Consider the following 24,405-nt stretch of genomic DNA (forward strand, 5'->3'; position numbering starts at 1 on the left):
GCCTCTCAGGACGTGCCGATGATCCCTTTCTCCATTCTCGATCTTTCACCCGTCGGTGAAGGATATTCCGTGAGCGATGCGCTCGACCAGTCCCGCCGCCTGGCGATCAAGGCCGAGGAGCAGGGCTATAAGCGCCTTTGGCTCGCCGAGCACCACGGCATGCCCGGGATCGCGAGCGCCGCGACCGCGATCGTCATCGGCCATGTGGGTGCGGCCACCAAGACCATCCGCGTCGGGTCCGGCGGCATCATGCTGCCCAATCATTCGCCGCTCGTCATCGCCGAACAGTTCGGCACGCTGGAAGCGCTGCTGCCCGGCCGCGTCGATCTCGGGCTGGGCCGGGCGCCTGGCACCGACATGCGCACGGCAAGCGCGCTGCGCCGCAATCTCGACGCCGGGGCCGAGAGTTTTCCGCACGACATTCTCGAACTGCAGCGTCTGCTCGGCACGCCTGAAAAGGACCAGGGCCTGCTTGCGACGCCCGGCATGGATTCGCATGTGCCGATCTGGCTGCTCGGATCGAGCGTCTACAGCGCCCATCTCGCCGCAGCCCTTGGCCTGCCCTATGCGTTCGCCTCGCATTTCGCGCCCGACATGCTGATGGAGGCGATCTCGATCTACCGCGACCGTTTCCAGCCGTCGCTCGGAATGGACAAGCCCTACATGATGGTCGGCGTCATGGGCGTCGCGGCCGAAACGGATGCGGAGGCGCAGCGCGCTTTCACCTCGTCGCAGCAGCAGTTCGTCAACCTGCGCAAGAACGTCCGCACCCGCTTCCCGAAACCGGTCGACAGCATGGAAGGCCTCTGGACGCCGATGGAAAAGATGAATGTCGAGCACACGCTGCGTTACGCCGCAGTCGGCTCGGTCCCGACCGTCGAGGCGAAGCTCAGGGAGTTCCTGGAAGAAACCGGCGCCGACGAACTGATCATCTCCATGCCGATCCACGATATCGACGCAAGGTTGAGGTCCGTCGAACTGTTCGCGACGCTTCCGATGATGGAGAAACAGCCCGTGCCCGCCTAGAAGCCGGCGTCACAAGAGGTTCACCGGCCGGAGTTAGCATTTGTTAATCTTGGCAAATGCGGAGTACCGAAACGTGACAGACGCAACCGCTTCCCAACACAGTGCCTCCCCCTCCTACCACCCTCTGGAAAACCCGAGTTCGCTCGGAAAGTGGTTCATCCCGCTGTTCGGCGTCGTCCTGATCGGCGGGCTCGGCTACGTCGGTTACGCATTGGCGGCCGATCTGGCGATCGCCAACTCGGTTCCGTGGCTGCTGCTTGGCCTTGCGCTGCTGATCGCGCTCGGTTTTGAGTTCGTCAATGGCTTCCACGACACCGCCAATGCGGTGGCCACGGTCATCTACACGCGCTCCATGCCGGCAGAACTGGCGGTCGTCTGGTCGGGCTTCTTCAACTTTCTCGGCGTGCTGCTGTCGAGCGGCGCGGTCGCCTTCGGCATCCTGGCGCTGCTGCCGGTCGAACTCATCCTGCAGGTCGGTTCCGGCTCCGGCCTTGCCATGGTCTTCGCACTGCTGATCGCGGCGATCATCTGGAACCTCGGCACCTGGTATCTCGGCCTTCCCTCCTCCAGTTCGCACACGCTGATCGGCTCGATCATCGGCGTCGGCCTGGCCAACCAGTTCCTGGCACCGCAGGGCACCGCGACCAGCGGCGTCGACTGGTCGCAGGCAACCAATATCGGCTTGTCGCTGCTGATCTCGCCCCTGATCGGCTTCGGACTTGCGGCAATCCTGCTGCTCGTCATGAAAGTCCTCGTCCGCAACAGGGCGCTCTACGAGGAGCCGAAGGGCAACAAGCCGCCGCCATTGTGGATCCGGGGCCTCTTGATCTTCACCTGCACCGGCGTGAGCTTCGCCCACGGCTCCAACGACGGCCAGAAGGGCATGGGCCTGATCATGCTCATCCTGATCGGCCTCGTGCCGACTGCCTTCGCTTTGAATCGTACCCCGGACGCGCAGTATCTGCATGCCTACGAACAGGCCTCCGCCAATGTCGAGACGGCCCTGCAGAAATACGTCAAGCCGGGCGTTACGGTGGCCGACGCCAAGGCGGAAGTCGCCAATGCCGTCAAGAACAAGGCCTGGAACGATACGACGACCCTGGCGCTGCAGCAGTTCATCCACACGTCGAGCGCGCAGATCTCCAAGTTCCCGACGCTCGAAGCGGTTCCGACCTCGCTCGTCGGCAATATCCGCAATGACGTCTACCTGATCGGCGAAGCGCTGAAACTGATCGACAAGAACAAGCTGCTGCCGATGCAGGGCGCCGATCTAGATGCCGTCAAGGCCTACCACCAGGCGGTCGACAACGCGACCAAGTTCATCCCGCTGTGGGTCAAGGTTGCCGTCGCGCTGGCGCTCGGCCTCGGCACCATGGTCGGCTGGAAGCGCATCGTGGTGACGGTCGGCGAGAAGATCGGCAAGACCCACCTGACCTACGGACAGGGCGCCTCGGCGGAAGTCGTCGCCATGGTGACGATCGGGGCTGCCGACCATCTCGGCCTGCCGGTCTCCACCACCCATGTGCTCTCGTCCGGCGTGGCGGGCACGATGGCCGCGAACGGCTCCGGCCTGCAATGGTCGACCGTGCGCAACATGCTCCTGGCCTGGGTTCTGACCCTGCCGGCCTCGATCGCCATCGCCTTCGGCCTCTACGTGATCCTGCGCCAGGTCTTCTGAACGCAGCATCCCCGAATGCAAAAACGGCACCGCAATCGCGGTGCCGTTCTGTTTTTATATCGGTCGAGCGATCAGGCCGAAAGCTTGGCCATGAGCTCTTCGGAGACTTCGAAGTTCGAATAGACGCTCTGCACGTCGTCGTCGTCTTCCAGGTTGTCGATCAGCTTCAGCAGCGACTGAGCTTTTTCTTCGTCCACCTCGATCGTGTTCTGCGGCCGCCAGATCACCTTGACGGTCTCGGCCTGGCCGAGCACCGCTTCGAGCCCCTTCGACACTTCGCCGAGGCTTTCGAAGCCGCAGATGATCGTGTGGCCGTCTTCATCGGAGGTCACGTCGTCGGCGCCGGCCTCGATCGCCGCTTCCATAACCTTGTCCGCATCGCCAACGCTCGCCTTGTAGGTGATTTCGCCGACATGGTCGAAGGAGAAGGAAACCGAGCCGGTTTCGCCGAGAACGCCGCCGGCCTTGGTGAAGATCGAGCGGACGTTGGAGGCCGTGCGGTTGCGGTTGTCGGTCAGCGCCTCGACGATAACGGCGGTGCCGCCCGGGCCGTAACCTTCGTAACGGACGGAATCGTAGTTTTCCGCGTCCGCGCCGGCAGCCTTCTTGATCGCCCGGTCGATATTGTCTTTCGGCATCGACTGCGCCTTGGCGTTCTGGATTGCCAGGCGCAGCGCCGCGTTCATGCTCGGATCAGGCAGACCCGTCTTGGCGGCAACGGTGATTTCGCGCGCAAGCTTGGAAAACATCTTCGACCGGATCGAATCCTGCTTGCCCTTGCGGTGCATGATGTTTTTGAACTGTGAATGGCCAGCCATGGCACCCCTGACACTTTAGCTTGTTCTGGAACTCGTTCTGGAATGGCGCCTTATAATTTCGAAGCCGGAGCCGTTCAAGGGTATTTCCAGGGTAAGGCGAGGCTTTTCCGGATGCCGTCTTGCCGAAACAAGGCCGGGAACAAAGCCAAAGCCTTGCTGTTTGTTCACCTGAACCAACAACAAGGAGACAATCGATGGCAAGCCTTACCGAAGCCCGCGAAGCGCCCGAACGCCAGCTCTGGGACGAGATCAGCAAAATCCACGCCGGCATGCTCGGCATCGAGGGTTCGCACATGCATTTCCAGCCGATGGCGCCGAATGCCGATCCCAAATCGAGCACGATCTGGTTCTTCACCAAGGCCGACACCGATCTGGTGCGCGCCATCCGCGCCGGCAGCCGCGCCCATTTCTGCGTCGTCGGCAAGAACCATGATTACCACGCCTGCCTGTCCGGCACACTGGAAGTCCGCAATGACCGCGCCAAGATCGACGAATACTGGAGCGCCGTGACCTCGGCGTGGTTCGAGCACGGCAAGGAGGACCCGCTTCTGACCCTGCTGGCCTTCCGGGTCGAGGACGCGGAAATCTGGGCCTCCACCGACAGCACGCTGAAATTCGGCTGGGAGATCGCCAAGGCCAATCTGAGCGACGAGAAGATGCCGGATGTCGGCGTCAAGCAGCACCTCGCCTTCCCACAGTTCCACTAGACCCGGACCATCAGGCCGCGGGGGTCAAAGCCCCTGCGGCACCAAAATCGTCGGCTTTTTCGGAAGGCTGCGCATCGACACCCGGATCGTCGGTTCCTTCGCATAGGCGATATCGAACTTCGCGTCGAACATGGCGATGAAATTGTCGAGCGGCGGACCCCAGCGATGCATCGGCAGGATCAGCGACGAACGCAGCCGCTGCACCACCCGGCTCATGCTGTCCGCACCCATCGTCAGGCCACCATCGACCGGCACCATCAGGATGTCGAGGCGGCCGATCTCGGTATATTGCGCCTCGTTGAGCTCGAAATGCAGATGGCCGAGATGACCGATGCACAGTCCCGCGACTTCGAAGATGAAGATCGAATTGCCGTTTTCCTCGATGCCGCCGCCCCAGTTGCGGATGTCGGACATGACGTTGCGGATATAGACGTCCCCCACCATCAGCCTGTGCTGGACCTTTTCGCCCGGCACGTCGCTCCAGCCGTGCAGTACATGCTTTATCCCGGGATCGGGGCTGAGCGTAAAATGGGTGGTATGCGCCTTGTTCATCGTTGCCACGTCCGGCAGGCGCGACGGGCGATAGGCCCCGCTATAGTCGGTGGCGATGCCCACCCCCTCCGGCGTTTCGATGAAATAGGTGGAATGCCCGACAAAGGTGATCTTCACCTCTTCCCGGTCGGCCAGCGCGAGGTTTTTCTTCGCCTGGGCAAATTGCGGACCGGAGGGGCTGAAGCTCGCAAAGGTGACGCCGGGCAGTTTCTGGGCGATCGCCTGGCATTGGCTGACGGGCAGGCCGTCTTGAGCGAACGCGGCGAAAGCCGACAGGAGGAGGCTGGAAAGACCGAGTGCGAGAGCCCGTAGCATCATGCTGATCCCAAAGAACTGCGTTCATGCTCATTCCCGGGCGAAACCATGGGCCCGGGCGAAAACATGCGGCAATGCGAAAGGCCGGTCCAGCCGCAATCGGAAGCGGCAGTCTCACAATTCTGTCATTGGTCGGGGGCACGGAATTGACTATTGAGAAGCATGGCCAGCGCCCGACAGAGGCCCACCGGCACCCGGATCGGAAGCGCAAGAGGATATTTTCATGAAGCACGAGATTGCGATCAAGACGCAGGACTGCACGGCCAGGGCCGCCGTCATCAAGCCGGAAAACGGAGCGGCGGCGACCAGCGGCGTCATCATTTATATGGATGCCTTCGGCCCTCGCGAAGCACTCTACTGGATGGGCCAGCGGATTGCCGACGCCGGTTATACCGTGCTGGTTCCGGACCTCTATTACCGCTCCGGCGATTATGGTCCGTTCAACGCCCGGACCGCCTTCAGCGAAGAAGCCTCAAAGACCCGGATCAGGGAAATGATGCAGACGGCCACCCAGGCGCTGACGGCGCAGGACGGCGCCGCCTTTATCGGAGCGCTGGAGGCGGAAGGCGTTACCGGCGCGATCGGGACGGTCGGTTACTGCATGGGCGGCGCACGCGCGATCACCGCCGCAGCCCGCTATCCGGAACGGATCAGGGCGGCGGCGAGCTTCCATGGCGGCAATCTCGCAAGCGATGCGGAAGACAGCCCGCACAGGCTCGCCGACAGGATCAAGGCGCGGGTCTATGTCGGCGTTGCCGGCATAGACAACAGCTTTCCGCCGGAACAATCCGCCCGCTTCGCCGAAGCTTTTCGCGTCGGCGGCGTCGACCATGCCGTCGAAAACTATCTCGGCATGGGGCATGGCTGGACCGTGCCGGATCATGGCGCCTACGACAAGGGCGGTTCCGAGCGCCACTTCAAGCGCCTGCTGACGCTGTTCGAGGAAACCCTCTGAACGACAAAAGGCTGCTTCGCGCCGCCGTTCTGGGGTCTGCCACCTACCCTATCGTCATGCTCGGCCCTGAGCCGAGCATCTGCCGCCAGATTTTATTGAGGCGGAGCAGATCCTTGGGACAAGCCCAAGGATGACGTCAAGAGGATGCGGGGCTTCGCGGACATTCGGCTAGACCGACACCCGATCGCCTTCCAGATTACTTCCGCCGCTCGAAATTGCTTTTGTTGGCCGATTTCGGCTTGTCCTTCTTTTTGAAAGGCTTGTCGTCCTTCTTGAAGGGCTGGCCCTCCTTGCGGAACGGTTTTGCATCCTTGTTGAAGGGCTTGCCTTCCTTGCCGAACGGCTTCCCGTCGCCACGTGGCTCGCTTGCCCAGGGGGCAGCCGGACCAGCCGCATTGGACGTGTTCTTCCGCGGCTTGCCCTTCGGCCGGTCGTCGCCGTAGGGCTCCTTGGGACGGTCGTCGTAGGACTTCTTCGCATAGGGCTTGGCCGGCGCGGGACGGCTGAGGTCCGGCACGCCGTTCAGCCTCGTCACGCGGATGCCGCGCTCCAGCGCCTTGTCCTTGCCGATCGCCTGCATGAAGGCGTCGGCGTGATCGGCGGCAATCTCGACGAAGGTTTCGTCCTGCTGCATCTTGATCGCACCGATCTCGCGCTTGGTGACGTTGCCGTTGCGGCAGAGCATCGGGATCAGCCAGCGCGGCTCGGCATTCTGCTTGCGGCCGACCGACAGCGAGAACCACACGGCCGGGCCGAACTCGTCGCGCGGGCTGCGCGGCGTCATCGGGAAGTCGCCCTCGCCGCCGGACCGCTCGCGCGGCTTGCGGCTATCCTGCTGCACCGAAATCTCGATCAGGTCCTCGGGTGCCGAATATTTGGTGCGGTAGAGATTGACGAATGCAGCCGCCAGCTTTTCCGCGCCGTGGCTCTCGACCAGCTTGGCGATCAGATCCTGCTCTTCCTCGCGCGGCTTTTCGGCAAAGATCGGATCGGCCAACAGACGCTCGTCGTCGCGGCGCGTCACCTCCTCGGCGGACGGCGGACGGGCCCAGGTGGCGGAGATGCCGGCGCCGCCCAGCAGACGCTCGGCCTTGCGGCGGGCATTGACCGGAACGATCAGCGCGCTGATGCCCTTGCGGCCCGCGCGGCCGGTGCGGCCGCTGCGATGCAGCAGCGTTTCCGGGTTGGTCGGCAGGTCGGCATGGATGACGAGGTCGAGACCCGGCAGGTCGATGCCGCGGGCGGCGACGTCGGTGGCGATGCAGACACGGGCACGTCCATCGCGCATCGCCTGCAGCGCATGCGTCCGCTCGTTCTGCGTCAGTTCGCCGGAAAGCGCCACGACCGAGAAATTGCGGTTGTTGAACCGCGCCGTCAAATGGTTGACGGCCGCACGGGTCGAGCAGAACACGATCGCATTGGTGGCTTCGTAATAACGGAGCACGTTGATGATCGCATTTTCACGGTCGGCGGATGCGACGGCGAGCGCGCGATATTCGATATCGACATGCTGCTTTTCCTCGGCCGAGGTGGCGATGCGCACCGCATCGCGCTGGTAGCTCTTGGCGAGCTTGGCGATCGCGGCCGGCACGGTTGCCGAGAACATCAGCGTGCGCCGGTCGTCCGGCGCCGATTCCAGGATGAATTCGAGGTCCTCGCGGAAACCGAGGTCGAGCATCTCGTCCGCCTCGTCGAGCACCGCGACTTTCAGCTCGGACATGTCGAGCGCGTTGCGGCGGATATGGTCGCAGAGACGGCCGGGCGTGCCGACGACGATATGGGCGCCGCGTTCGAGCGCGCGCCGTTCGCTGCGGATATCCATGCCGCCGACACAGCTGGTGATGACCGCGCCGGTCATCTCGTAGAGCCATTCCAGCTCGCGGGTCACCTGCATCGCCAGCTCGCGGGTCGGGGCGATGACCAGGCCGAGGGGCTGTCTTGCGGGACCGAACTTTTCCGCCTCGCCAAGCAGCGTCGGTGCGATCGCAAGCCCGAAGGCCACGGTCTTGCCCGAGCCGGTCTGTGCCGAAACCAGCGCGTCGGAAGAGGCCAGCGCCGGGTCGAGCATGGATTTCTGGACGGGGGTCAGCGTAACATAGCCCCGTTTCGCCAATGCCTTGGCGATCGCCGGAACGGCGCCGTTGTAGTCGGTCATCTAAATCTGTCTTTCGGATTGTCGCGCGCGATGCGCCGTGGCCGCAACATTCGCGGCCGAACTTGCGCCGTCCCTACTTGTTCGCGGCGCAAATGTCAAAGCGCATGTCTGCCTGAGACTTGACGCCGGTCCCGCGATACGGGACGTAAACCCCTCTCGACGCACGGAGAGAACCATGTCGGGCATACTGGAAAGGCAGACGGCACTGCAGGTCGAGGCGGATGCGATCGTCGGCGCGCTGCATCTCGACGCGCTGCTGCGCACCGCCGGCAATCCGGTGCGGGTCGGAAGCTCCGCACTCGCCCTGATGGTCCGCCGCGACATCGACATCACCGTCATCTGCGAAAGGCTCGATCCCGCCACCCGCAAGACCGTCGCCGAGATCGCCGGTGAACTGATGCTCGACAGCCGCGTCGGCGCAGTGCGCTACCGCAACGATAGCGGCGCCTGGAATGCCGAACCGCAGAGCTACCCGGACGGCCTCTATCTCGCGGTCACCTATCGCACGGAAAAGGGCGAGGACTGGAATTTCGACATCTGGTTCGTCGACGACCCGGACCGCCAGCCGGACCTCGGACACCTGAAGACGCTTCCACCGCGCTTGACCGACGAGGTGAGGGAAACGATCCTCGCCATCAAGGCCGAACTCGCCGCCAACACGCCGAAGAACGGCAAGCCGGTGCCGAGCGCGCTGGTCTATGAAGCGGTATTGGATGGAGAGATGACAACAATCGCAGAGTTCAAGGAATGGCATCTGCGTCAGCAGAAACGTTAGTCGAACGTGGGAGGCATGATCTGGCCTCTGCCCGGCACAATCACGACGTCTCCGGGACTCGCGCTGACGGCGCTTCTGCGCTATATAAAAAGCCATGGCAAAGGCAGAACTCAGACGAGAACCGACCGGCAGATGGGTGGTGCGCGATTCACAGAGCGGCCGCCTTGTCGAAGTGCGCGGTGCGGATTCGATGAAGGCCTCAAAGCTGCCTATAAAAAAGAGCGTCGACCTCACGAAGCCAATTGCCGAACAAGCCTTCGAAGTCCAAACCAAGCTGCATAAGCCCTCCGCGAAGAACTGACCTTGCCGGGCGCGCTGCTCGATACCCACACCTTTTATTGGCTGGTAACGGCTGTTGAAAAGCTATCGCAAGAAGCTCTCATTGCGATCGCCGACAATCAGGCATCAGGGACGCTTTACGTATCTCCAATTACGGCCTGGGAATTGGCGATCGCCTCTCGCAAACCAGCGCATAGAGACCCGCCCAATCTCGATGCGAAGTCGCCATCTCAATGGTTTTCGAGAGCCGTTGCAGCGACCGGAGCGAAAATTATTCCAATCAAACAGCGGATCGCCTGTGAGGCAGCCGCTGTGGTGATGGACACCGGACATAGAGACCCGGGAGATTGTTATCTGATCGCTACAGCAAGGATCAAGAAAGTCGCCATCATAACCCGCGATGCCGTCATGCTGGATCTCGCCTCACGCGACTATCTCGAAGTGATCGTGTGTTGATTTTTCAGCCCATGTCGTACGGCCAACATCACCGGCAGCGACAATCAACTACGAAGGTCACCGCCAGAACGACGGTATCGTCTCGGCAAGCCGTGGCCCGATCCTGAGCGGCTCGATCTTTTCCGCAAGCCCGGTCGTATCGGAAATCTCGATGCCGAGGCCGCAGATGGTTGCGGGTCCGCTCGCCGCCTCGAAACGGCCCTTCGGCATTTTCGAGATGAAGCGGTTGAGCGGCTCTTCCTTGTCCATGCCGAGGGACGAGTCGTAGTCGCCGCACATGCCGGCGTCTGACATGTAGCCGGTGCCGCCGTTGAGGATCTGGCAGTCGGCCGTCGGCACATGCGTATGGGTGCCGACCACAAGGCTGGCGCGGCCGTCGACGAAATGCCCGAAACACTGCTTCTCGCTGGTCGCTTCCGCGTGGAAATCGAAGATGATCGCGTCCGCCTGTTCCTTCAGGGGCGCGGCCGCGAGGATCGCCTCGGCGCTCTTGAAGGGGTCGTCGAGTTCGGGATGCATGAACACCCGGCCCATGATGTTGGCGACCAGGATGCGCGCGCCGTTGCGGGCATAGAAGATGCCGGATCCCTTGCCGGGCGTGCCGGCCGGATAGTTGGCGGGGCGCAGGAACTGCTCGTGGCGGCCGGCGAAGCTCACCGCCTCCTTCTGGTCCCAGACGTGGTTGCCGGTGGTCACCACGTCGGCGCCGGCATTGATCGTCTCGAGGAAGATATCCTCGGTGATGCCGAAGCCGCCGGCGGCATTCTCGCCGTTGACGATGACGAAATCGAGCTTCAGGTCGGCGACGAGTCCAGGCAGCTTTTCCCAGACCGCCACGCGGCCGGTCTTGCCCACCATGTCACCCAGGAACAAAAGGCGCATTCTTATCCAATCCGTGCGCGGCCCATGTCTTCGAAGGGCCGGTAACCGCTCTCCGTCAGGACAGCGTCTAGTCTGATATCGTGAGGTTCAATGGGAACTGATGCCACTTCCTGGCAGTCGAAGGCAATCCCGATCAGCTTCGGGTTCAGGCCTTTTTGCTGCAGGCGGTGGATCGCCCGGTCGTAATAACCGCCACCATAACCGATCCGGTGCCCCGCCGCGTCGAAAACCGACAGCGGCACCAGCATGACCTGCGGCTCGAGTTCGGCCGCGTCCGGCCCTGGCCCGAACGTGCCGAACACGCCGGCCACCAGTTCGGCGCCGCGCACCAGTTCGCGAAAGACGATGGTCTGCTTGTCGAGGATGACGGGCACGCAGAGCCGGGCGCCCAGGTCCCGGAGATGGGCCATCAGCGGCCGCACGTCGACTTCCGATCGGATCGGCAGGAAGCCCGACACGATCGTGCCGCCCTCGATGCCGATTGCCTCCGCCCCGTGCGAGGCAAGGGCAAGGCTCTTCTCGATCCGCTCGACCGCCGGAATGGCGTCCCGCGCGGCAAGCCGCGCGGCGCGAAGCTCCGCCTTGGTCTTCGAGACGTTCATCATGCCTTGTCCGACCGCGTGACCAGGAGCTTGTCGATACGGCGTCCGTCGAGATCGATGACCTCGAAGGTCCAGCCGTTCTTGGTGAAGCTTTCGCCGAGTTCCGGCAGGCGTTTCATCTCGTCAAGCACGAAGCCCGCGACCGTCTCGTAGCCCGGATCGTCGCCGAGCGAGAACCCCATCTGGTCGGCGAATTCGTCGACCGGCATCCAGCCGGCGATCAGGAACGAACCGTCGTCGCGCGATACGATCGCCGGTTCCTCGACCTCGTCCTCCTGGAAGACGCCTGTGATCGCCTCGAGAATGTCGCCCGAGGTGATGATGCCTTCGAAATGGCCGTATTCGTCATAGACCAGAACCATATGGGCGGGCGCGCGGCGCAACGCCTGGATGACGTCGAGCGCGCCGGTCAGGTCCGAGACGACGGGCGCCTCGCGCATGATGCTGCGGATATCGAGGATCTTGCCGCCGGCAATGAAGTCATAGGCGTCCTTGACGAACAGCGTGCCGAGGATTTCGTCCGAACTGCCGTTGCGGATAGGCAGGCGGGAGCGCTGGGTGGCGCGAAGCTGCTCGCGGATTTCGTCCGGCCCGTCCTCGATATCGATGACCTCGACATCGCGGCGTGGCGTCATCAGGCCGCGCGCGGTGCGGTCGGCAAGCCGCATGACGCCGGAGATCATCGCGGATTCTTCCGTCTCGATCACGCCGGCGCTCTGGGCCTCGGCAAGCACGGTGCGAATTTCCTCGTCGGTAACGCGGTCGCCCGACTCGCCCCGCTGGCCAAGCACGGTGAGCACGAGGCGACCGGAAATATCGAGGAACCAGACGATCGGTGCGCCGACCGTGGCGAGCAGCTTCATCGCCGGCGCGACACGGGCGGCCACCGCTTCCGGCGCCCTGAGCGCGATCTGCTTCGGCACCAGTTCGCCGACGATCAGCGACAGATAGGTAATGACGACGACGACGGTGCCGACGCCGAGCCAGTCGGCGACATTCTCGGCCATGCCCTGCGCTTCGAGCCAGGCGGTCAGCCTCGCGCCAAGCGTGGCGCCGGAGAATGCGCCGGACAGCACGCCGACGAGGGTGATGCCGATCTGGACGGAGGAGAGGAAGCGGCCGGGATCTTCGGCAAGCCGGATGGCGGTCGCCGCGCCACGGTTGCCCTGTTCGGCCATGATCCGGAGCCGCACCGGACGGGAGGAGACGACGGCAAGTTCCGACATCGCGAGAACACCGTTCAGGACGGTGAGGGCAATGACGATAAGGATTTCGGTTAACAAGAGAAGCTCTTTAATTGGGACAATATGCCTGCACGCGAAACGAATGTACCGATTGCGAGATCGGCACATATCAACACGACTGCGCCGGAAGCGCCTCGTTCGCGATGTTTCGCGCACAGTTCCGAAAACCGAGACCGGTCCTCGGAGCTATGCACCTTCACTCGCATCCGGAAATCATAGGGTCGCCATGCCGGCATTGCAATGGTTGGAACAAAATGAACGGTTTGGACCATGGCAAAAAGGCCCCGATCACGGCTCGTCAGCCTAGTGAAGGCTGATCGTCAGTTCGGCGCGGGTGCCGGAAGGTGAAGGCACGTAGTGGATCGTCGAGCCGAGCGTGGCGGCCATGGATTTGACGATCCGGCTGCCGAGCCCGGTGCCCTTGGGCGTGTCCCCCTCGCGCCAGCCGATACCGTCGTCCTCGACGGCGAGAAGCGCGCTGCCCTCGTCCTGGCGGTTGAGAAGCACCCGCACCTCGCCTTCGGTGCCGGCCGGATAGGCGTATTTCAGCGCGTTGGTCAGCAGTTCCGTGACGATCATGCCGACGGAGACGGCACGGTCGGAGGTCAACGACAACGGTTCGGCATTCAGGCGGATCGACGGTCCCTGGTCGTCATTGACCGAGCCCTGGACCTCGCGCACCAGCGTGCCGAGATATTTGTCCATCTCCACATGCCGCACGTCGTCGGACGTGTAGAGGCTGCGGTGCATGCCGGCGATCGCGCTGATGCGCGCCTGCGTTTCGGAAAGGGCGGCCTTGACCTCGTCGCTCTTGCTGCTCGATACCTGCAGGCGGATGAGTGCCGCGACCAGCGCCAGGCTGTTGGCGACCCGGTGGTTCACCTCCGCGAGCAGAACCTCGGCGCGTTCCTTGCCAAGCCGGATCTCCTGATCGGCCTTTTCCTTGGCGCGCCGCAATTCCGCATTGGCGATGCCTTGCGCGATGGCGCTTTCCATCAACGGCCAGAATTCCTCGCCGACCGTCTTGATGACGTAGTCCGACGCACCGCTCTTCAGCGCGTCGATGGCGATCGTCGCGTCGCTGGAACCGGTGACGTAGATCACGGGAATGGTCGAGCCCTGGTCTTTCAGCCTGTGAAGGATGTCGAGCCCGGTTTCCGCCTTCAGGTAGTGATCGAGAACGATGACGTCGATACCGCCTTTTTCCACCGCGTCCATTGCCGATGCCGCGTTGACGGCATGGATGACCTCATAGCCGGCGCGCCCGAAATGGCGTTCGGCCAGTCGAGCAAGCGCAAGGTCGTCGTCGACATAGAGTATGGTTTGCGGCATCGCGTCTCGTTATTGTCCGGGTATCTGCATCACGGCAAAGAACAGCCCGAGCTGTCGGATGGCATGCGCAAAACTGTCATAGTCCACCGGCTTGGTGATGTAGACGTTGGCACCGAGATCGTAGCAGCGCTGGATCTCCCGCTCATCGTCCGTGGTCGTGAGGATGACCACCGGCAGACGCTTTGAGTGAGGGTTGGACTTCACCTTCTCCAGGATGTCAATACCCGACATATCCGGGAGGTTGAGATCGAGAAGGATCAGCAGATGGCGGTCCTGATTTGAGTTTCCGGAACGATCGGCGCCAAGAATAAAGTCGAGAGCCGTATTGCCGTTCGTAAAAGGAATGATCTCGTTATTGACGCCGGCGCGGCGGACATTCTTTTCGATCAGACGCGCATGACCTTCGTCATCCTCGATCATGACGATGGTGACTTCTTTTCCGGCAGCCTTCATGACCCGTTACTCCTGACATACTGTGACAAATCCGTCGGAAGCCGGATGACGAACGTCGTCCCGCCGCCCAATGTGGATGTCACCGTAATCTCGCCGCCTAAATTTCTAACTAATGAACGCACATGCGCGAGCCCGATGCCCTCGCCCTGCTGATCCTGAACTCCCGAGCGGCGGAAAAGCTCGAAAACCCTCTCGTGATCCTGCGGCGCAATACCCCGGCCGTTGTCTGCAACCTCTATTCTCATCGCGGCCCTGCCGATCGGCATGGCTTTGACGGAAAGACTGAGCGGCCGGTCCGGATGTTTGTATTTTACCGCATTGTCGAAGAGATTGCCGAAAATCTGTTCCATGGAAAATCGGTCGGTAATAAGGCCCCGCGCCTGATCGACCGATATATTCACCTCGCCGCCCGCCTCGCTGACCTGGTGATAGATGCTCGCGGCCGTCGCCTCCAGCAACTCCCCGAGATCGATCCGCTCCGGCTTCAGTTCGCGCCGCCCGTCGCGGGAAATCTTGAGGATGGCGTTGATGAGCCCGTCCATCTTCTTCGTCGACGAACGGATGAAGGAGATCGCCTCCGGCAGGTCCTCCTCGACGGCGATGCGGGCTTCGCTCACCTCGCTCTCGGTCAGCGGCGCACCGTCGGCAAGGACATAGGTGCGGATCGATTTCAGCGTCGCGTCGAGTTCGCTGGTGAAGCCCATGATGTTGACCAGCGGCGCGCGCAGGTCGTGAGAGACGATATAGGCATAGCGCTGGATCTCGCGATTGGCCTGGATCAGATCCTCGGAGCGCTCGTTGACGCGCTCCTCGAGCCCGGCATTGAGCTCCTCGACCTCGGAACGCGCCCGCTGGAGCGCACGGACATGCTGTCCGACGATCAGGATCGCGCCGCCGATAACGAGGATGATCATCAGTCCGCCACCGATGGTGATCCATTGCAGCGCCGACGCGGAATCGTTGAGGTCGTCGATCCCCGCCTCGATGCGCCGGTCCATGTCGCGCATCAGCCTGCCGAGGATCGCGGTTATACCTTCCATCAGCTGTCGGCCGTAGGCGCCGCGAATGACCTCGATCGCCCCGACGGCATTGCCCTTCTGCACCATCTCCACCGTGGACTGCATTTCGGCGAGCTTGTCGTCGACCAGCGGATCGAGCTCGGCAAACGGAACCTGCATCCCGCCCAGATTGGCCGCGGATGTCTTCAGCCGCTCGCGCAATCGCGGAATGAACGCGCTTGCGGTCGTATAGGGTTTCAGGAATTCGGGATCCTGCGTCAGCACGTAACCGCGCTGGCCGGATTCGGCCGCACGCAGAAAAAGCTGGATGTCGGCGGCGGCGCTGCGAAGCTCGCGCAGCTTGACCACGTCCTGGAAATAGGCCTGCGTCGTCCGGGCGAGGAAGAACGAGGACAGCACGATCGCCACCAGGACGCCCGCCCCGAGCAGAAGCATCAGCAGCGAGGATCGTGCGAAGGTCGAATTGAGAAAAGGCATGGATACCGGTCGGCAGGTCAACGAGAGGGCGAGTGAACAGGACGGCAAGAACTTGTCGCTGCGGCGTCCGTTGTCAAGCAAAGCCTGAAGAATGGCGAGGCCGGGAGTGGATATCGGCAGCCCGGCGTTCCGTCGCGATCCGGCTCAGGCCGAGTTGCGGCTCGTCTGATCCGCAAGCTTTGCGGCGCCGGCAAGCACGGTCTGGTTCCGTCCGCCGGCCTTGGCTTCGAGAAGTGCGGCGTCCGCCCGCGTGAGCAGCGTCGAAACCGGCCCCTCCACAGGGGAACCCGCGACACCGATCGAAATCGACACGAGGCCGAGAATGCGGCCGCCATGCGAGAGCGACGTGACGGCGATCTTCTGCCGCAGCCGTTCGGCAAGCTCGAAGGCGGCGGTCTCCGCCGCGTCCGGCAGGAGTATCGTGAATTCCTCGCCGCCGAAGCGGTAGCAGGTGCCCGCCTCGCCGACGGTATCGAGCATGATCTGCGCGACATATTGCATCACCATGTCGCCGGCATCGTGCCCGAACTCGTCGTTGAAGCGCTTGAAACGGTCGATATCCATCATCAGGCAGGCGAGCGGCTGCCCCGCGTGGTCGCGCCCGTGGCGCGAAAGCGTCTCGTCGAGGCAGCGGCGGTTGAGAAGACCCGTCAGCGCATCGCGCACCGCAAGATTGGTCAGCCGGTCGCGGAGCTGCAGGTTGGCGACCGCAAGGCCGATATTTTCGGCGATCAGCTCGAGATAGAGGCGCGAACCTTCCGCCGCCATCTCGTGGCCGGGACGCTCCTCGAAATAGATGAGGCCGATCGTGTCGCCCTGCGCCGTCAAGGGAACGCAGAGCCCGGCGACATCGCTTTCGCCGAGATGCTGGCAGGGAATGTCGCCCTGGCCGTGATTGCTGAGATGCGGCCGCCCGCGGCGCAACCCCCAGCAGGCATTGGTCTGGAAGGATATGGCCGAAAGCCGCGGATCGAGCCAGGATCCGATCTGGTTGAGCATCGTCCGGCTGTCGTTGAGCACATAGAGCTGGCCCGCCAGGTCCGGAAAGATCTGGGGCGCAAAACGCGAGACGACGTCCGCCAGCTCCCCTTGCGTCTGGCAGGCCTGCAGACGGTGCATCATCTGCAGAATGAGATCCTTGGTCAGCTGGTCGGCCCGCCGTTCGGCATCGAGGCGATCGCGCTCCAGCCCGTTTTCGCGGAAGATATGGATTGCCTGGTTCATCTCGCCGATCTCGTCCCGCCGGCGGTCGAGCGGCACTTCCACGGCATAGTCCTGCCGGGCAAGCCGCGTGACGATGCCGGTCATGCGGGTGAGCGGCATGGCGACGCGGCGTTTCAGCACGAAATAGAGGACGCCGAGGAACAGCGCTGCGGTAATGGCGAGCATCGTCTTGGCGGCAAAACCCCACCAGTCGCTGCGCGACTGCGCCAGCGCCACCGCAGTCCCGGTACGGGCCTTCACCAACTCGCGGAAGCGGGTGACGGTTTCGATGAGCCCGCTCTGGAGACGGTCATGCTCGGGACCGAACAATGTCTCCTGCGCGCCGTCCCGGTCGCCGCTCTGGTAGGCCGCGACGGCCGCCTCTTCGAGCTGATCGAGCGCATCGGCATCCTGCTCGACTTCGACGAGCGCGGCAAGCTCGCCGTCGGAGGCTCCGAGCGCCCGGATATCCTTGATCGCCCGTTCGAGCCCCTGCTCCTCCGCCTCCTTGTTCTGGAAAGCCTTCAGATGCCGGTCCTGGCCGCGCATCACATAAAGCCGGACCTCGTCGGTACGTTCTTCCGCGCCGAGCGCCAGCTGTTCGGAGAGCTCATCGAGGGACAGGTGTTCCTCGACGGCGAGGCGCTCCTCGTCCGCGCTTCTCGCAGACAGCAGGAAGGCTGTGCCCGACAGCACCGTCAGCACGACCGTGACCCCGTAGGCCCAGTTGGTGATCTCGTTGATGCGCATGTCGGGAAGGTAATCCCGTCGTTTGAAAAGAGGATTAAGAGCATCGCCCAGGCCGCGATCCCACGCTCCTAAGTCCGCGGCATGGTAAATAGATTAGGAATCACTTAAATTCATGATCCACCCGCGCGAAGTCCGGGTGGCCGGGGGACCGCGCTGATATCGAGGGGAAGATGAAGTGCGATCCACGGCAACCGATGGATGTTTACGATCCTGGGTGCCTACAAACGTAGGTGGGCGCCGTGTGTCCAAGCCCACGGGCCTGGCCAGGGACAGCTCCCTTTGGATCGAGTATGGCCCCAGGGATTGTGGTTCCTGTCGTGAGGCGCAGACCGCGTCGCCAATATATGTGTGATCGCCGGTCCGCACCAGTGGCGGAAAGTCTTTATTATGAACTTTGGATCAGTTCACCTGGGCCGGCGCGCGGCCGTTGAGCTTGGCGGTCAGGCCGTCCAGCCGCGAGGCGAGTTCGCCGAGCACAGAGACCACCTGCTGCTCGCTGCGCTGCTGGTTTTCGAGCGCCCCGTCGCGGTTGGACTTGAGCGCCGCGACCTCGGCTTCGATGAGGCCAAGCTTGCGGGTGACCTCCGAAAGCTCGTCCATGATCATGATGCCGGCCATGACCGTGATGCGCAGATCGCCGATCTCGCCGAACTGGCTCTTGAGGTGGCCGACGTAACGGTCGAATCGGTCGGCAAGGTCGGTCAGGTGCCCCTCCTGTCCTTCTTCGCAGGCCATGCGATAGGCCTTGCCGTCGATCATCACCGTTACCTGGGCCATGGCATTCCCTTTTGATCTTGGCGTGTCAGCGATCGAGCACGGCGCGGATGGTTTCCATCGCCGTCACCAGGCGCCGGGAGACTTCCCGGTTCACCTCTTCCAGCCGATTGGCGCGGAATTGCGACTGGTCGAGCTCCTGCGCCAGGCGCGCGCGGTCGGCATGCACCCGGCGCACCTCGCCTTCCACGTCCTGCGCCTCGCGCTGGCGCTCGATGCGCGCGTCGACGGCGCTCTCGAGGCCGCCGATCGCTGCCTTGAGTTCCGAGATCACCATGTCGATCGTCTTTTCCGACGGCATGCGAAGCTTCCTGTCGATACGCGAAATCGGCCGAATCGCTATGATCGGCCCCTCCAGCAAGGGCGGCAGATTATTCACCGCCCGCAAGCCGGTCAATCAATCGAGGCCTCTCAAAAGTGTCCTAACTGTGGATCGTCAACTATGTTTCTGCGCCTCGCCACAGGTTGCCCGCATGCTGCATAGAATTCAGGCAGGCTGCAGGAAAGTTCGTCATCACCCCTTCGAGGAACGGTGCTTTTGTTGACTTGCGCGTTGCACCTGCTAAGGATCAGCCGCTCTCAGGTGGTCCCCGGGCCGCCCTTCAAGTGGTCCCACGCGGACCGTGACCGACACCCGTAAAAAGCGGATTAGCCATGACCTCTCTCGACAAACATAACCGGATGGCGAACGCAATCCGATTCCTCGCCATGGATGCTGTAGAGAAGGCCAATTCCGGCCATCCCGGCCTGCCGATGGGCGCTGCCGACATCGCGACCGTCCTGTTCACCCGCTACCTGAAATTCGACCCGAAGAACCCGCTCTGGCCGGACCGCGACCGTTTCGTGCTGTCGGCCGGCCACGGTTCCATGCTTCTCTATTCGCTCCTCTATCTCACCGGATACGAGGACATGACGATCGAGGACATCAAGCAGTTCCGCCAGCTCGGTTCCAAGACCGCCGGCCATCCGGAATACGGCCATGCCTCGGGCATCGAGACCACCACCGGCCCGCTCGGCCAGGGCATCGCCAATGCCGTCGGCATGGCGATCGCCGAACGCAAGCTGGAAGAGGAATTCGGTTCCGACCTGCAGAACCACCACACCTACGTGCTCTGCGGCGACGGCTGCCTGATGGAAGGCATCAGCCAGGAAGCGATCGCGCTGGCCGGCCACCTGAAGCTCAACAAGCTCGTCCTCTTCTGGGACGACAACAAGATCACCATCGACGGCGCCGTCTCATTGTCGGATTCGACCGACCAGATCATGCGCTTCAAGTCCGCCCACTGGAACACGATCGAGGTCGACGGCCATGACGTGGACCAGATCTCGGCCGCGATCGAGGCCGCCCAGAAATCCGACCGCCCGACCTTCATCGCCTGCAAGACCATCATCGGCTTCGGCGCCCCGAACAAGCAGGGCACCCACAAGGTCCACGGCAACCCGCTCGGCGCCGACGAAATCGCTGCCGCCCGCAAGCACCTGAACTGGGAGGCGGAAGCCTTCACCGTTCCGGCCGACGTCCTCGACGCCTGGCGCCTCGCCGGCCTGCGCTCCACCAAGACCCGCAAGGACTGGGAAGACCGCCTCGCCGCCACCGCTGCGGATAAGAAGGCCGAATTCGTGCGCCGTTTCGCCGGCGACCTGCCGGGCAATTTCGACAGCGCCATCGACGCCTTCAAGAAGAAGATCGCCGAGAACAACCCGACGGTCGCCACCCGCAAGGCCTCCGAGGACGCGCTCGAAGTCATCAACGGCCTGTTGCCGGAAACGATCGGCGGCTCGGCCGACCTGACGCCGTCGAACAACACCAAGACCAGCCAGATGAAGTCGATCACCCCGACCGATTTCTCCGGCCGCTACATGCACTGGGGCATCCGCGAACATGCGACCGCAGCCGCCATCAACGGCATCGCGCTGCATGGCGGCCTGATCCCCTATTCCGGCGGCTTCCTGATCTTCTCGGATTATTGCCGCCCGTCCGTGCGCCTCGCAGCCCTGATGGGCATCCGCGTCGTGCATGTCTGGACGCATGATTCGATCGGCGTCGGCGAAGACGGCCCGACCCACCAGCCGGTCGAGCATCTGGCCGCGCTGCGCGCCATCCCCAACCTGCTTCTCTTCCGCCCGGCCGACGAGACCGAGACGGCCGAGTGCTGGCAGCTGGCGCTCAAGGAAAAGCACCGCCCGTCGGGTCTCGCGCTCACCCGCCAGAACCTGACGCCGGCCCGCAAGACCTATGAAGAGAAGAACCTCTGCGCCCAGGGCGCCTACGAACTCGTCTCGGCGGCCGACGCCAAGGTGACGATCTTCGCTTCCGGCTCGGAAGTCGAACTGGCGCTGAAGGCGCAAGGCGTGCTCGACGGCAAGGGCATCGCCACCCGCGTCGTTTCCGTCCCCTGCGTCGAACTCTTCTTCGACCAGCCGGAATCCTACCAGACCGCGGTCATCGGCAATTCGCCGGTCAAGATCGCCGTCGAAGCGGCCGTGCGCGAGGGATGGGACCACTTCATCGGTCCGAACGGGACCTTCATCGGCATGAAGTCCTTCGGCGCCTCCGGCCCGGCCAAGGATCTCTTCAAGCACTTCGGCATCACCGCGGAAGCGGTTGTCGCCGCAGCCGAAAAACAGCTTGCCTGAGCCAGAGACAGACAATCAAGGGGGCGCGTAGAGCGCGCCCCGCCAAGACAGACCGCACATTTTCGGGAGACTGACATGACTGTGAAAGTTGCCATCAACGGCTTTGGCCGCATCGGCCGTAACGTTCTGCGTGCTATCGTGGAATCCGGCCGCACCGACATCGAGGTGGTTGCCATCAACGACCTCGGCCCGGTCGAGACCAATGCCCACCTGCTCCGCTACGATTCGATCCACGGCAAGTTCCCGGCCGACGTGAAGGTCGAGGGCGACACGATCACCGTCGGCGGCGGCAAGCCGATCAAGGTGACCGCGATCAAGGATCCGGCCACCCTGCCGCATGGCGAACTCGGCGTCGACATCGCGCTCGAATGCACCGGCATCTTCACCGCCCGCGACAAGGCGGCCGCCCACCTGACGGCCGGCGCCAAGCGCGTCATCGTCTCGGCGCCTGCCGACGGCGCCGACTTGACCGTCGTTTTCGGCGTCAACCACGACAAGCTGACCCGCGAACACCTGGTCATCTCCAACGCCTCCTGCACCACCAACTGCCTGGTGCCGGTGGTCAAGGTCCTCGACGACGCCGTCGGCATCGACCACGGCTTCATGACCACGATCCACTCCTACACGGGCGACCAGCCGACCCTCGACACGATGCACAAGGACCTGTACCGCGCCCGCGCCGCAGCCTTGTCGATGATCCCGACCTCGACGGGTGCCGCCAAGGCCGTCGGCCTCGTCCTGCCGCACCTCAAGGGCAAGCTCGACGGCACCTCGATCCGCGTGCCGACCCCGAACGTCTCGGTCGTCGACTTCAAGTTCGTCGCCAAGAAGACGACCTCGGTCGCCGAAATCAACGAAGCGATCAAGTCCGCCTCGAACGGCGCGCTGAAGGGCATCCTCGGTTACACCGAAGAGCCGCTCGTTTCCCGCGACTTCAACCACGACAGCCATTCCTCGATCTTCGCGATCGACCAGACCAAGGTGCTCGAAGGCAATTTCGTCCGCATCCTGTCCTGGTACGACAACGAATGGGGTTTCTCGAACCGCATGGCCGACACGGCCGTGGCGTTCTCGAAGCTCATCTGAGGATCGCGGAGGCCGCCTTCGGGCGGCACCGGCAAGGTATCGCCCCCTCCCCGCAAGGGAGGGGGTTTTTCGTTTGGGGCGGTCACCTTCGGCAAGGTAGGTCGGCGGCAAAACCGGCGAGTGCCCATGCCCCGGCCGGAGGCCCGGATAACGAAGCGCTTCCGGCGGCTACGCCTTTGCACTCCAGGTGTAGAATGTCTCGCGCCCGTCCTGGTTGGCGAGCGAATCCAGATAACGCGGCTTCCAGACGTCCCTGATGAACGTTTCCATCCGGGTGGGCAGCAGGCTGCGCTCGCCGTGGAAACGCACGCGGCCATCGTTCAGGGCGTCAAGGGTCAGGCTGTCGTCCAACCACAGTTCCGGCGTCCCGAACCTCTGCAGATATTCGGCTTCGATCTCCTGCCGCGTCCTGTCGACGAAACGGTATTCCACCGGCCTGCCGATTTCCCGGCCGATCATCGCGGCCACCTCGGGCATCGTCAGGTCTTCCGAACCGACCTCCCGCACGACGCGGCGCTCGCCCGTCGGGTTCATCAATTCGCTCGCCGCCAGACCGGCAATGTCGGCCGTCGCCACCCAGGAGAGCTTCACATCGGGATTGACGGACCAGCCGATCCGGCCATGTCTCGCGACCGCATCCGTGAAAGCCAGCATGTTCTCCATGAACCAGCTGGCCCGCAGATGGACAAGATCGATGTTGCCGAGCTGGTTCAGCTTCTGGTCCAGATGATGAAAACACTCGAAATGGCCGGTGTTTCCGCTCACTTCCGAGCCGATGGCGGTCAGACTGACGGCCAGCTTGACCGGAGACCCCTGGAGCGCATCGAAGAAACGGCTGGCGACAGCCGGGTAATGCCCGTGGATATTGTTCCAGTCGGTCTTCACCATGAGGAACGCGGCATCGACATCCGAGAAGACCTTGTCGAGCTCCCCGGCGCCTGTGTCGAAACTTCCCAGGAACGGCTCGGCGCCGAGCCTGACCAGCGCGTCGAGGGCCGGGCCGCCCCTCGAGATCGCTCTTACTTCGTGCCCGGCCCCCAGCAGGGTCTGCGTCAGGGTGGCGCCGATTCGTCCGGTTGCGCCGACGACAGCAAATTTCATAACAGTCTCCATCACGTTGCTGATCACCAACGGTAACGGATTGCGGCGCAGATGAATTTGGAGATAATGCCATATGATCTTCAAATCGGGCCAAACCGAAAAAAAACGCCGTTCCTGTTACGCCGACTTCGATCCAGACCGGTCGGATCGCCCGGCGGTCGCCCTGCGGCTCGACTTCAGCGACTATGAAGGCGAGATGCCGCAGCACCAGCACAGGCAGGGTCAGCTGGTGCTCGCCCTGCATGGAGCAGTGACCTGCACGGCCGCGAACGGCCTTTGGATCGTCCCGCCGGATTGCGGGATCTGGATTCCCGGCGGCGTGCTCCACAGTAACCAGGTTACGCCGAACGCCCGCCTCTCCTATCTGTTCGTCGAACCGGACGCCGCGACGCTTCCGCAGGAATGCTGCACCCTCGCCGTATCGCCGATGCTCCGCGAGATGATCCTGCGGCTTGCCGACGTAACGGACAGCTATGCTCCGGACGACCATATCGGCCGCCTCGTGCAGGTCCTCCTGGGCGAACTGGCCGTGATGCCGAAGGAGGGGCTGAAACTGCCCGTGTCCGGCCATCCGAAGATCGCGATGATCACCGCCGCCCTGACGGCCAATCCCGGCGACCGCCGCACCCTGAAAGAATGGGCCGCCCATATCGCGACCAGCGAACGGTCCCTCAAACGGCTGATGGTCCAGGAAACAGGCCTGACCTTCGGCCGCTGGCGGCGGCAACTGCACCTGATCATCGCCCTGCGCGAACTCGCGAGCGGCGCCACGGTCCAGAGAGTGTCGAGCGACCTCGGCTACGAATCCGTCACCGCATTCATCGTGATGTTCAAGAAGGCGCTCGGAACGACGCCGACGCGCTATTTCGGAAGCTGATATGTCGCGTATGTGCGCCCGAGAAAATTTGGCTGACCCGCAAAACTAATGCCAACCCGGTAACATCCGTCCGTCCGCCGATCTCTTCAAGTACTTCGACCTCACCGCGACCAAGGACGGGCGTACCGAAGCCGAGGGCCGTGAGAAATTGCCGTCCAGGCGCTGGAAGGCAATGCCCTCCGATCTCGCGCCGGTACGACAACAAATGGGATCCATCGGACGCATGGCCGACACTGACGTGGAGTGCTCGAA

The 24,405-nt window shown here is 63.1% G+C and carries 23 protein-coding genes and 1 other RNA gene; 10 read left to right on the forward strand and 14 right to left on the reverse strand.

The window, feature by feature from the left end; translation table 11 throughout:
* The first annotated feature begins 18 nt into the window (after positions 1 to 18).
* Positions 19 to 1,026, forward strand: a complete 1,008-nt coding sequence (locus tag J2X76_RS10405; protein ID WP_310215683.1) for an LLM class flavin-dependent oxidoreductase — start codon at positions 19 to 21, stop codon at positions 1,024 to 1,026.
* Between the two features lie 124 nt (positions 1,027 to 1,150).
* Positions 1,151 to 2,704 carry an inorganic phosphate transporter gene (locus tag J2X76_RS10410; RefSeq protein ID WP_310216535.1) on the forward strand — a complete coding sequence of 518 codons (1,554 nt, stop codon included), beginning with the start codon at positions 1,151 to 1,153 and terminating at the stop codon, positions 2,702 to 2,704.
* Positions 2,705 to 2,775: 71 nt separating this feature from the next.
* Here the strand turns inward: J2X76_RS10410 and J2X76_RS10415 are convergent, their stop codons facing one another.
* Entirely contained in the window at positions 2,776 to 3,522 is a 747-nt protein-coding gene (locus J2X76_RS10415; RefSeq protein WP_310215685.1) for a YebC/PmpR family DNA-binding transcriptional regulator, read from the reverse strand.
* A gap of 194 nt (positions 3,523 to 3,716) precedes the next feature.
* Here J2X76_RS10415 and J2X76_RS10420 point away from each other — a divergent pair, with 194 nt between their 5' ends.
* Positions 3,717 to 4,229 (forward strand): pyridoxamine 5'-phosphate oxidase family protein, encoded by a 513-nt coding sequence (locus J2X76_RS10420; RefSeq protein ID WP_310215687.1) that lies wholly within the window; start codon positions 3,717 to 3,719, stop codon positions 4,227 to 4,229.
* Between the two features lie 24 nt (positions 4,230 to 4,253).
* Here the strand turns inward: J2X76_RS10420 and J2X76_RS10425 are convergent, their stop codons facing one another.
* Positions 4,254 to 5,099 (reverse strand): MBL fold metallo-hydrolase, encoded by an 846-nt coding sequence (locus tag J2X76_RS10425; RefSeq protein ID WP_310215689.1) that lies wholly within the window; start codon positions 5,097 to 5,099, stop codon positions 4,254 to 4,256.
* 220 nt (positions 5,100 to 5,319) lie between these two features.
* On the opposite strand from J2X76_RS10425, the gene J2X76_RS10430 reads away from it, so the two are divergent.
* On the forward strand, positions 5,320 to 6,051 hold the full coding sequence (locus J2X76_RS10430; RefSeq protein WP_310215692.1) for a dienelactone hydrolase family protein: 732 nt from the start codon (positions 5,320 to 5,322) through the stop codon (positions 6,049 to 6,051).
* Positions 6,052 to 6,247: 196 nt separating this feature from the next.
* On the opposite strand, the gene J2X76_RS10435 is transcribed toward J2X76_RS10430, so the two are convergent.
* Positions 6,248 to 8,206: a DEAD/DEAH box helicase gene (locus J2X76_RS10435; RefSeq protein ID WP_310215694.1), complete on the reverse strand. Its 1,959-nt coding sequence runs from the start codon at positions 8,204 to 8,206 to the stop codon at positions 6,248 to 6,250.
* A 175-nt stretch (positions 8,207 to 8,381) separates the two neighbouring features.
* Between J2X76_RS10435 and J2X76_RS10440 the strand changes: the two genes are divergently transcribed.
* The 3 genes from J2X76_RS10440 to J2X76_RS10450 all read left to right on the forward strand — a co-directional run bounded on the left by J2X76_RS10440 (position 8,382) and on the right by J2X76_RS10450 (position 9,716).
* Positions 8,382 to 8,981 (forward strand): hypothetical protein, encoded by a 600-nt coding sequence (locus J2X76_RS10440; RefSeq protein WP_310215697.1) that lies wholly within the window; start codon positions 8,382 to 8,384, stop codon positions 8,979 to 8,981.
* Positions 8,982 to 9,075: 94 nt separating this feature from the next.
* Positions 9,076 to 9,282: a hypothetical protein gene (locus J2X76_RS10445; protein WP_310215700.1), complete on the forward strand. Its 207-nt coding sequence runs from the start codon at positions 9,076 to 9,078 to the stop codon at positions 9,280 to 9,282.
* Between the two features lie 2 nt (positions 9,283 to 9,284).
* Positions 9,285 to 9,716 carry a type II toxin-antitoxin system VapC family toxin gene (locus tag J2X76_RS10450; protein WP_310215703.1) on the forward strand — a complete coding sequence of 144 codons (432 nt, stop codon included), beginning with the start codon at positions 9,285 to 9,287 and terminating at the stop codon, positions 9,714 to 9,716.
* A 57-nt stretch (positions 9,717 to 9,773) separates the two neighbouring features.
* On the opposite strand, the gene J2X76_RS10455 is transcribed toward J2X76_RS10450, so the two are convergent.
* From J2X76_RS10455 to J2X76_RS10500, 10 genes are all read right to left on the reverse strand, one after another.
* Positions 9,774 to 10,598 (reverse strand): TIGR00282 family metallophosphoesterase, encoded by an 825-nt coding sequence (locus tag J2X76_RS10455; RefSeq protein ID WP_113126434.1) that lies wholly within the window; start codon positions 10,596 to 10,598, stop codon positions 9,774 to 9,776.
* Positions 10,599 to 10,600: 2 nt separating this feature from the next.
* Positions 10,601 to 11,200: a 5-formyltetrahydrofolate cyclo-ligase gene (locus J2X76_RS10460; protein ID WP_113286301.1), complete on the reverse strand. Its 600-nt coding sequence runs from the start codon at positions 11,198 to 11,200 to the stop codon at positions 10,601 to 10,603.
* Complete coding sequence (locus tag J2X76_RS10465) at positions 11,200 to 12,483, reverse strand: hemolysin family protein (RefSeq protein ID WP_113126433.1); 1,284 nt, start codon at positions 12,481 to 12,483, stop codon at positions 11,200 to 11,202. Before J2X76_RS10465 ends, J2X76_RS10460 begins: the two co-directional genes overlap by 1 nt.
* 264 nt (positions 12,484 to 12,747) lie before the next feature.
* Positions 12,748 to 13,776, reverse strand: coding sequence for a histidine kinase dimerization/phosphoacceptor domain -containing protein (locus tag J2X76_RS10470; protein WP_113126432.1), 1,029 nt, complete (start codon positions 13,774 to 13,776; stop codon positions 12,748 to 12,750).
* A 9-nt stretch (positions 13,777 to 13,785) separates the two neighbouring features.
* Positions 13,786 to 14,229 carry a response regulator gene (locus tag J2X76_RS10475; protein WP_113126431.1) on the reverse strand — a complete coding sequence of 148 codons (444 nt, stop codon included), beginning with the start codon at positions 14,227 to 14,229 and terminating at the stop codon, positions 13,786 to 13,788.
* A complete protein-coding gene (locus J2X76_RS10480) occupies positions 14,226 to 15,725 on the reverse strand; it encodes an ATP-binding protein (RefSeq protein ID WP_113126430.1) in 1,500 nt (499 codons plus the stop codon). Before J2X76_RS10480 ends, J2X76_RS10475 begins: the two co-directional genes overlap by 4 nt.
* A gap of 144 nt (positions 15,726 to 15,869) precedes the next feature.
* The gene (locus J2X76_RS10485) at positions 15,870 to 17,678 is read right to left on the reverse strand and encodes a diguanylate cyclase (protein WP_310215709.1); all 1,809 of its coding nucleotides are present in this window, start codon (positions 17,676 to 17,678) and stop codon (positions 15,870 to 15,872) included.
* A 175-nt stretch (positions 17,679 to 17,853) separates the two neighbouring features.
* Positions 17,854 to 18,012: non-coding RNA, 6S RNA (gene ssrS, locus J2X76_RS10490), on the reverse strand.
* A 65-nt stretch (positions 18,013 to 18,077) separates the two neighbouring features.
* Positions 18,078 to 18,455 carry a cell division protein ZapA gene (locus J2X76_RS10495; protein ID WP_310215711.1) on the reverse strand — a complete coding sequence of 126 codons (378 nt, stop codon included), beginning with the start codon at positions 18,453 to 18,455 and terminating at the stop codon, positions 18,078 to 18,080.
* 25 nt (positions 18,456 to 18,480) lie between these two features.
* Complete coding sequence (locus tag J2X76_RS10500; RefSeq protein ID WP_113126739.1) at positions 18,481 to 18,753, reverse strand: DUF4164 domain-containing protein; 273 nt, start codon at positions 18,751 to 18,753, stop codon at positions 18,481 to 18,483.
* Between the two features lie 353 nt (positions 18,754 to 19,106).
* Here J2X76_RS10500 and tkt point away from each other — a divergent pair, with 353 nt between their 5' ends.
* Together tkt and gap are read left to right on the forward strand one after the other, a co-directional pair.
* The gene (gene tkt, locus J2X76_RS10505; protein WP_310215714.1) at positions 19,107 to 21,089 is read left to right on the forward strand and encodes a transketolase; all 1,983 of its coding nucleotides are present in this window, start codon (positions 19,107 to 19,109) and stop codon (positions 21,087 to 21,089) included.
* Between the two features lie 75 nt (positions 21,090 to 21,164).
* The gene (gap, locus tag J2X76_RS10510; RefSeq protein ID WP_310215716.1) at positions 21,165 to 22,175 is read left to right on the forward strand and encodes a type I glyceraldehyde-3-phosphate dehydrogenase; all 1,011 of its coding nucleotides are present in this window, start codon (positions 21,165 to 21,167) and stop codon (positions 22,173 to 22,175) included.
* Positions 22,176 to 22,343: 168 nt separating this feature from the next.
* On the opposite strand, the gene J2X76_RS10515 is transcribed toward gap, so the two are convergent.
* Entirely contained in the window at positions 22,344 to 23,276 is a 933-nt protein-coding gene (locus J2X76_RS10515) for an NmrA family NAD(P)-binding protein (RefSeq protein ID WP_310215718.1), read from the reverse strand.
* 73 nt (positions 23,277 to 23,349) lie between these two features.
* Between J2X76_RS10515 and J2X76_RS10520 the strand changes: the two genes are divergently transcribed.
* Positions 23,350 to 24,153: a helix-turn-helix transcriptional regulator gene (locus tag J2X76_RS10520; protein WP_310215720.1), complete on the forward strand. Its 804-nt coding sequence runs from the start codon at positions 23,350 to 23,352 to the stop codon at positions 24,151 to 24,153.
* Positions 24,154 to 24,405 lie beyond the last annotated feature (252 nt).

Source organism: Neorhizobium sp. 2083 (genome assembly GCF_031455615.1).
Taxonomy (GTDB): Bacteria; Pseudomonadota; Alphaproteobacteria; order Rhizobiales; family Rhizobiaceae; genus Neorhizobium.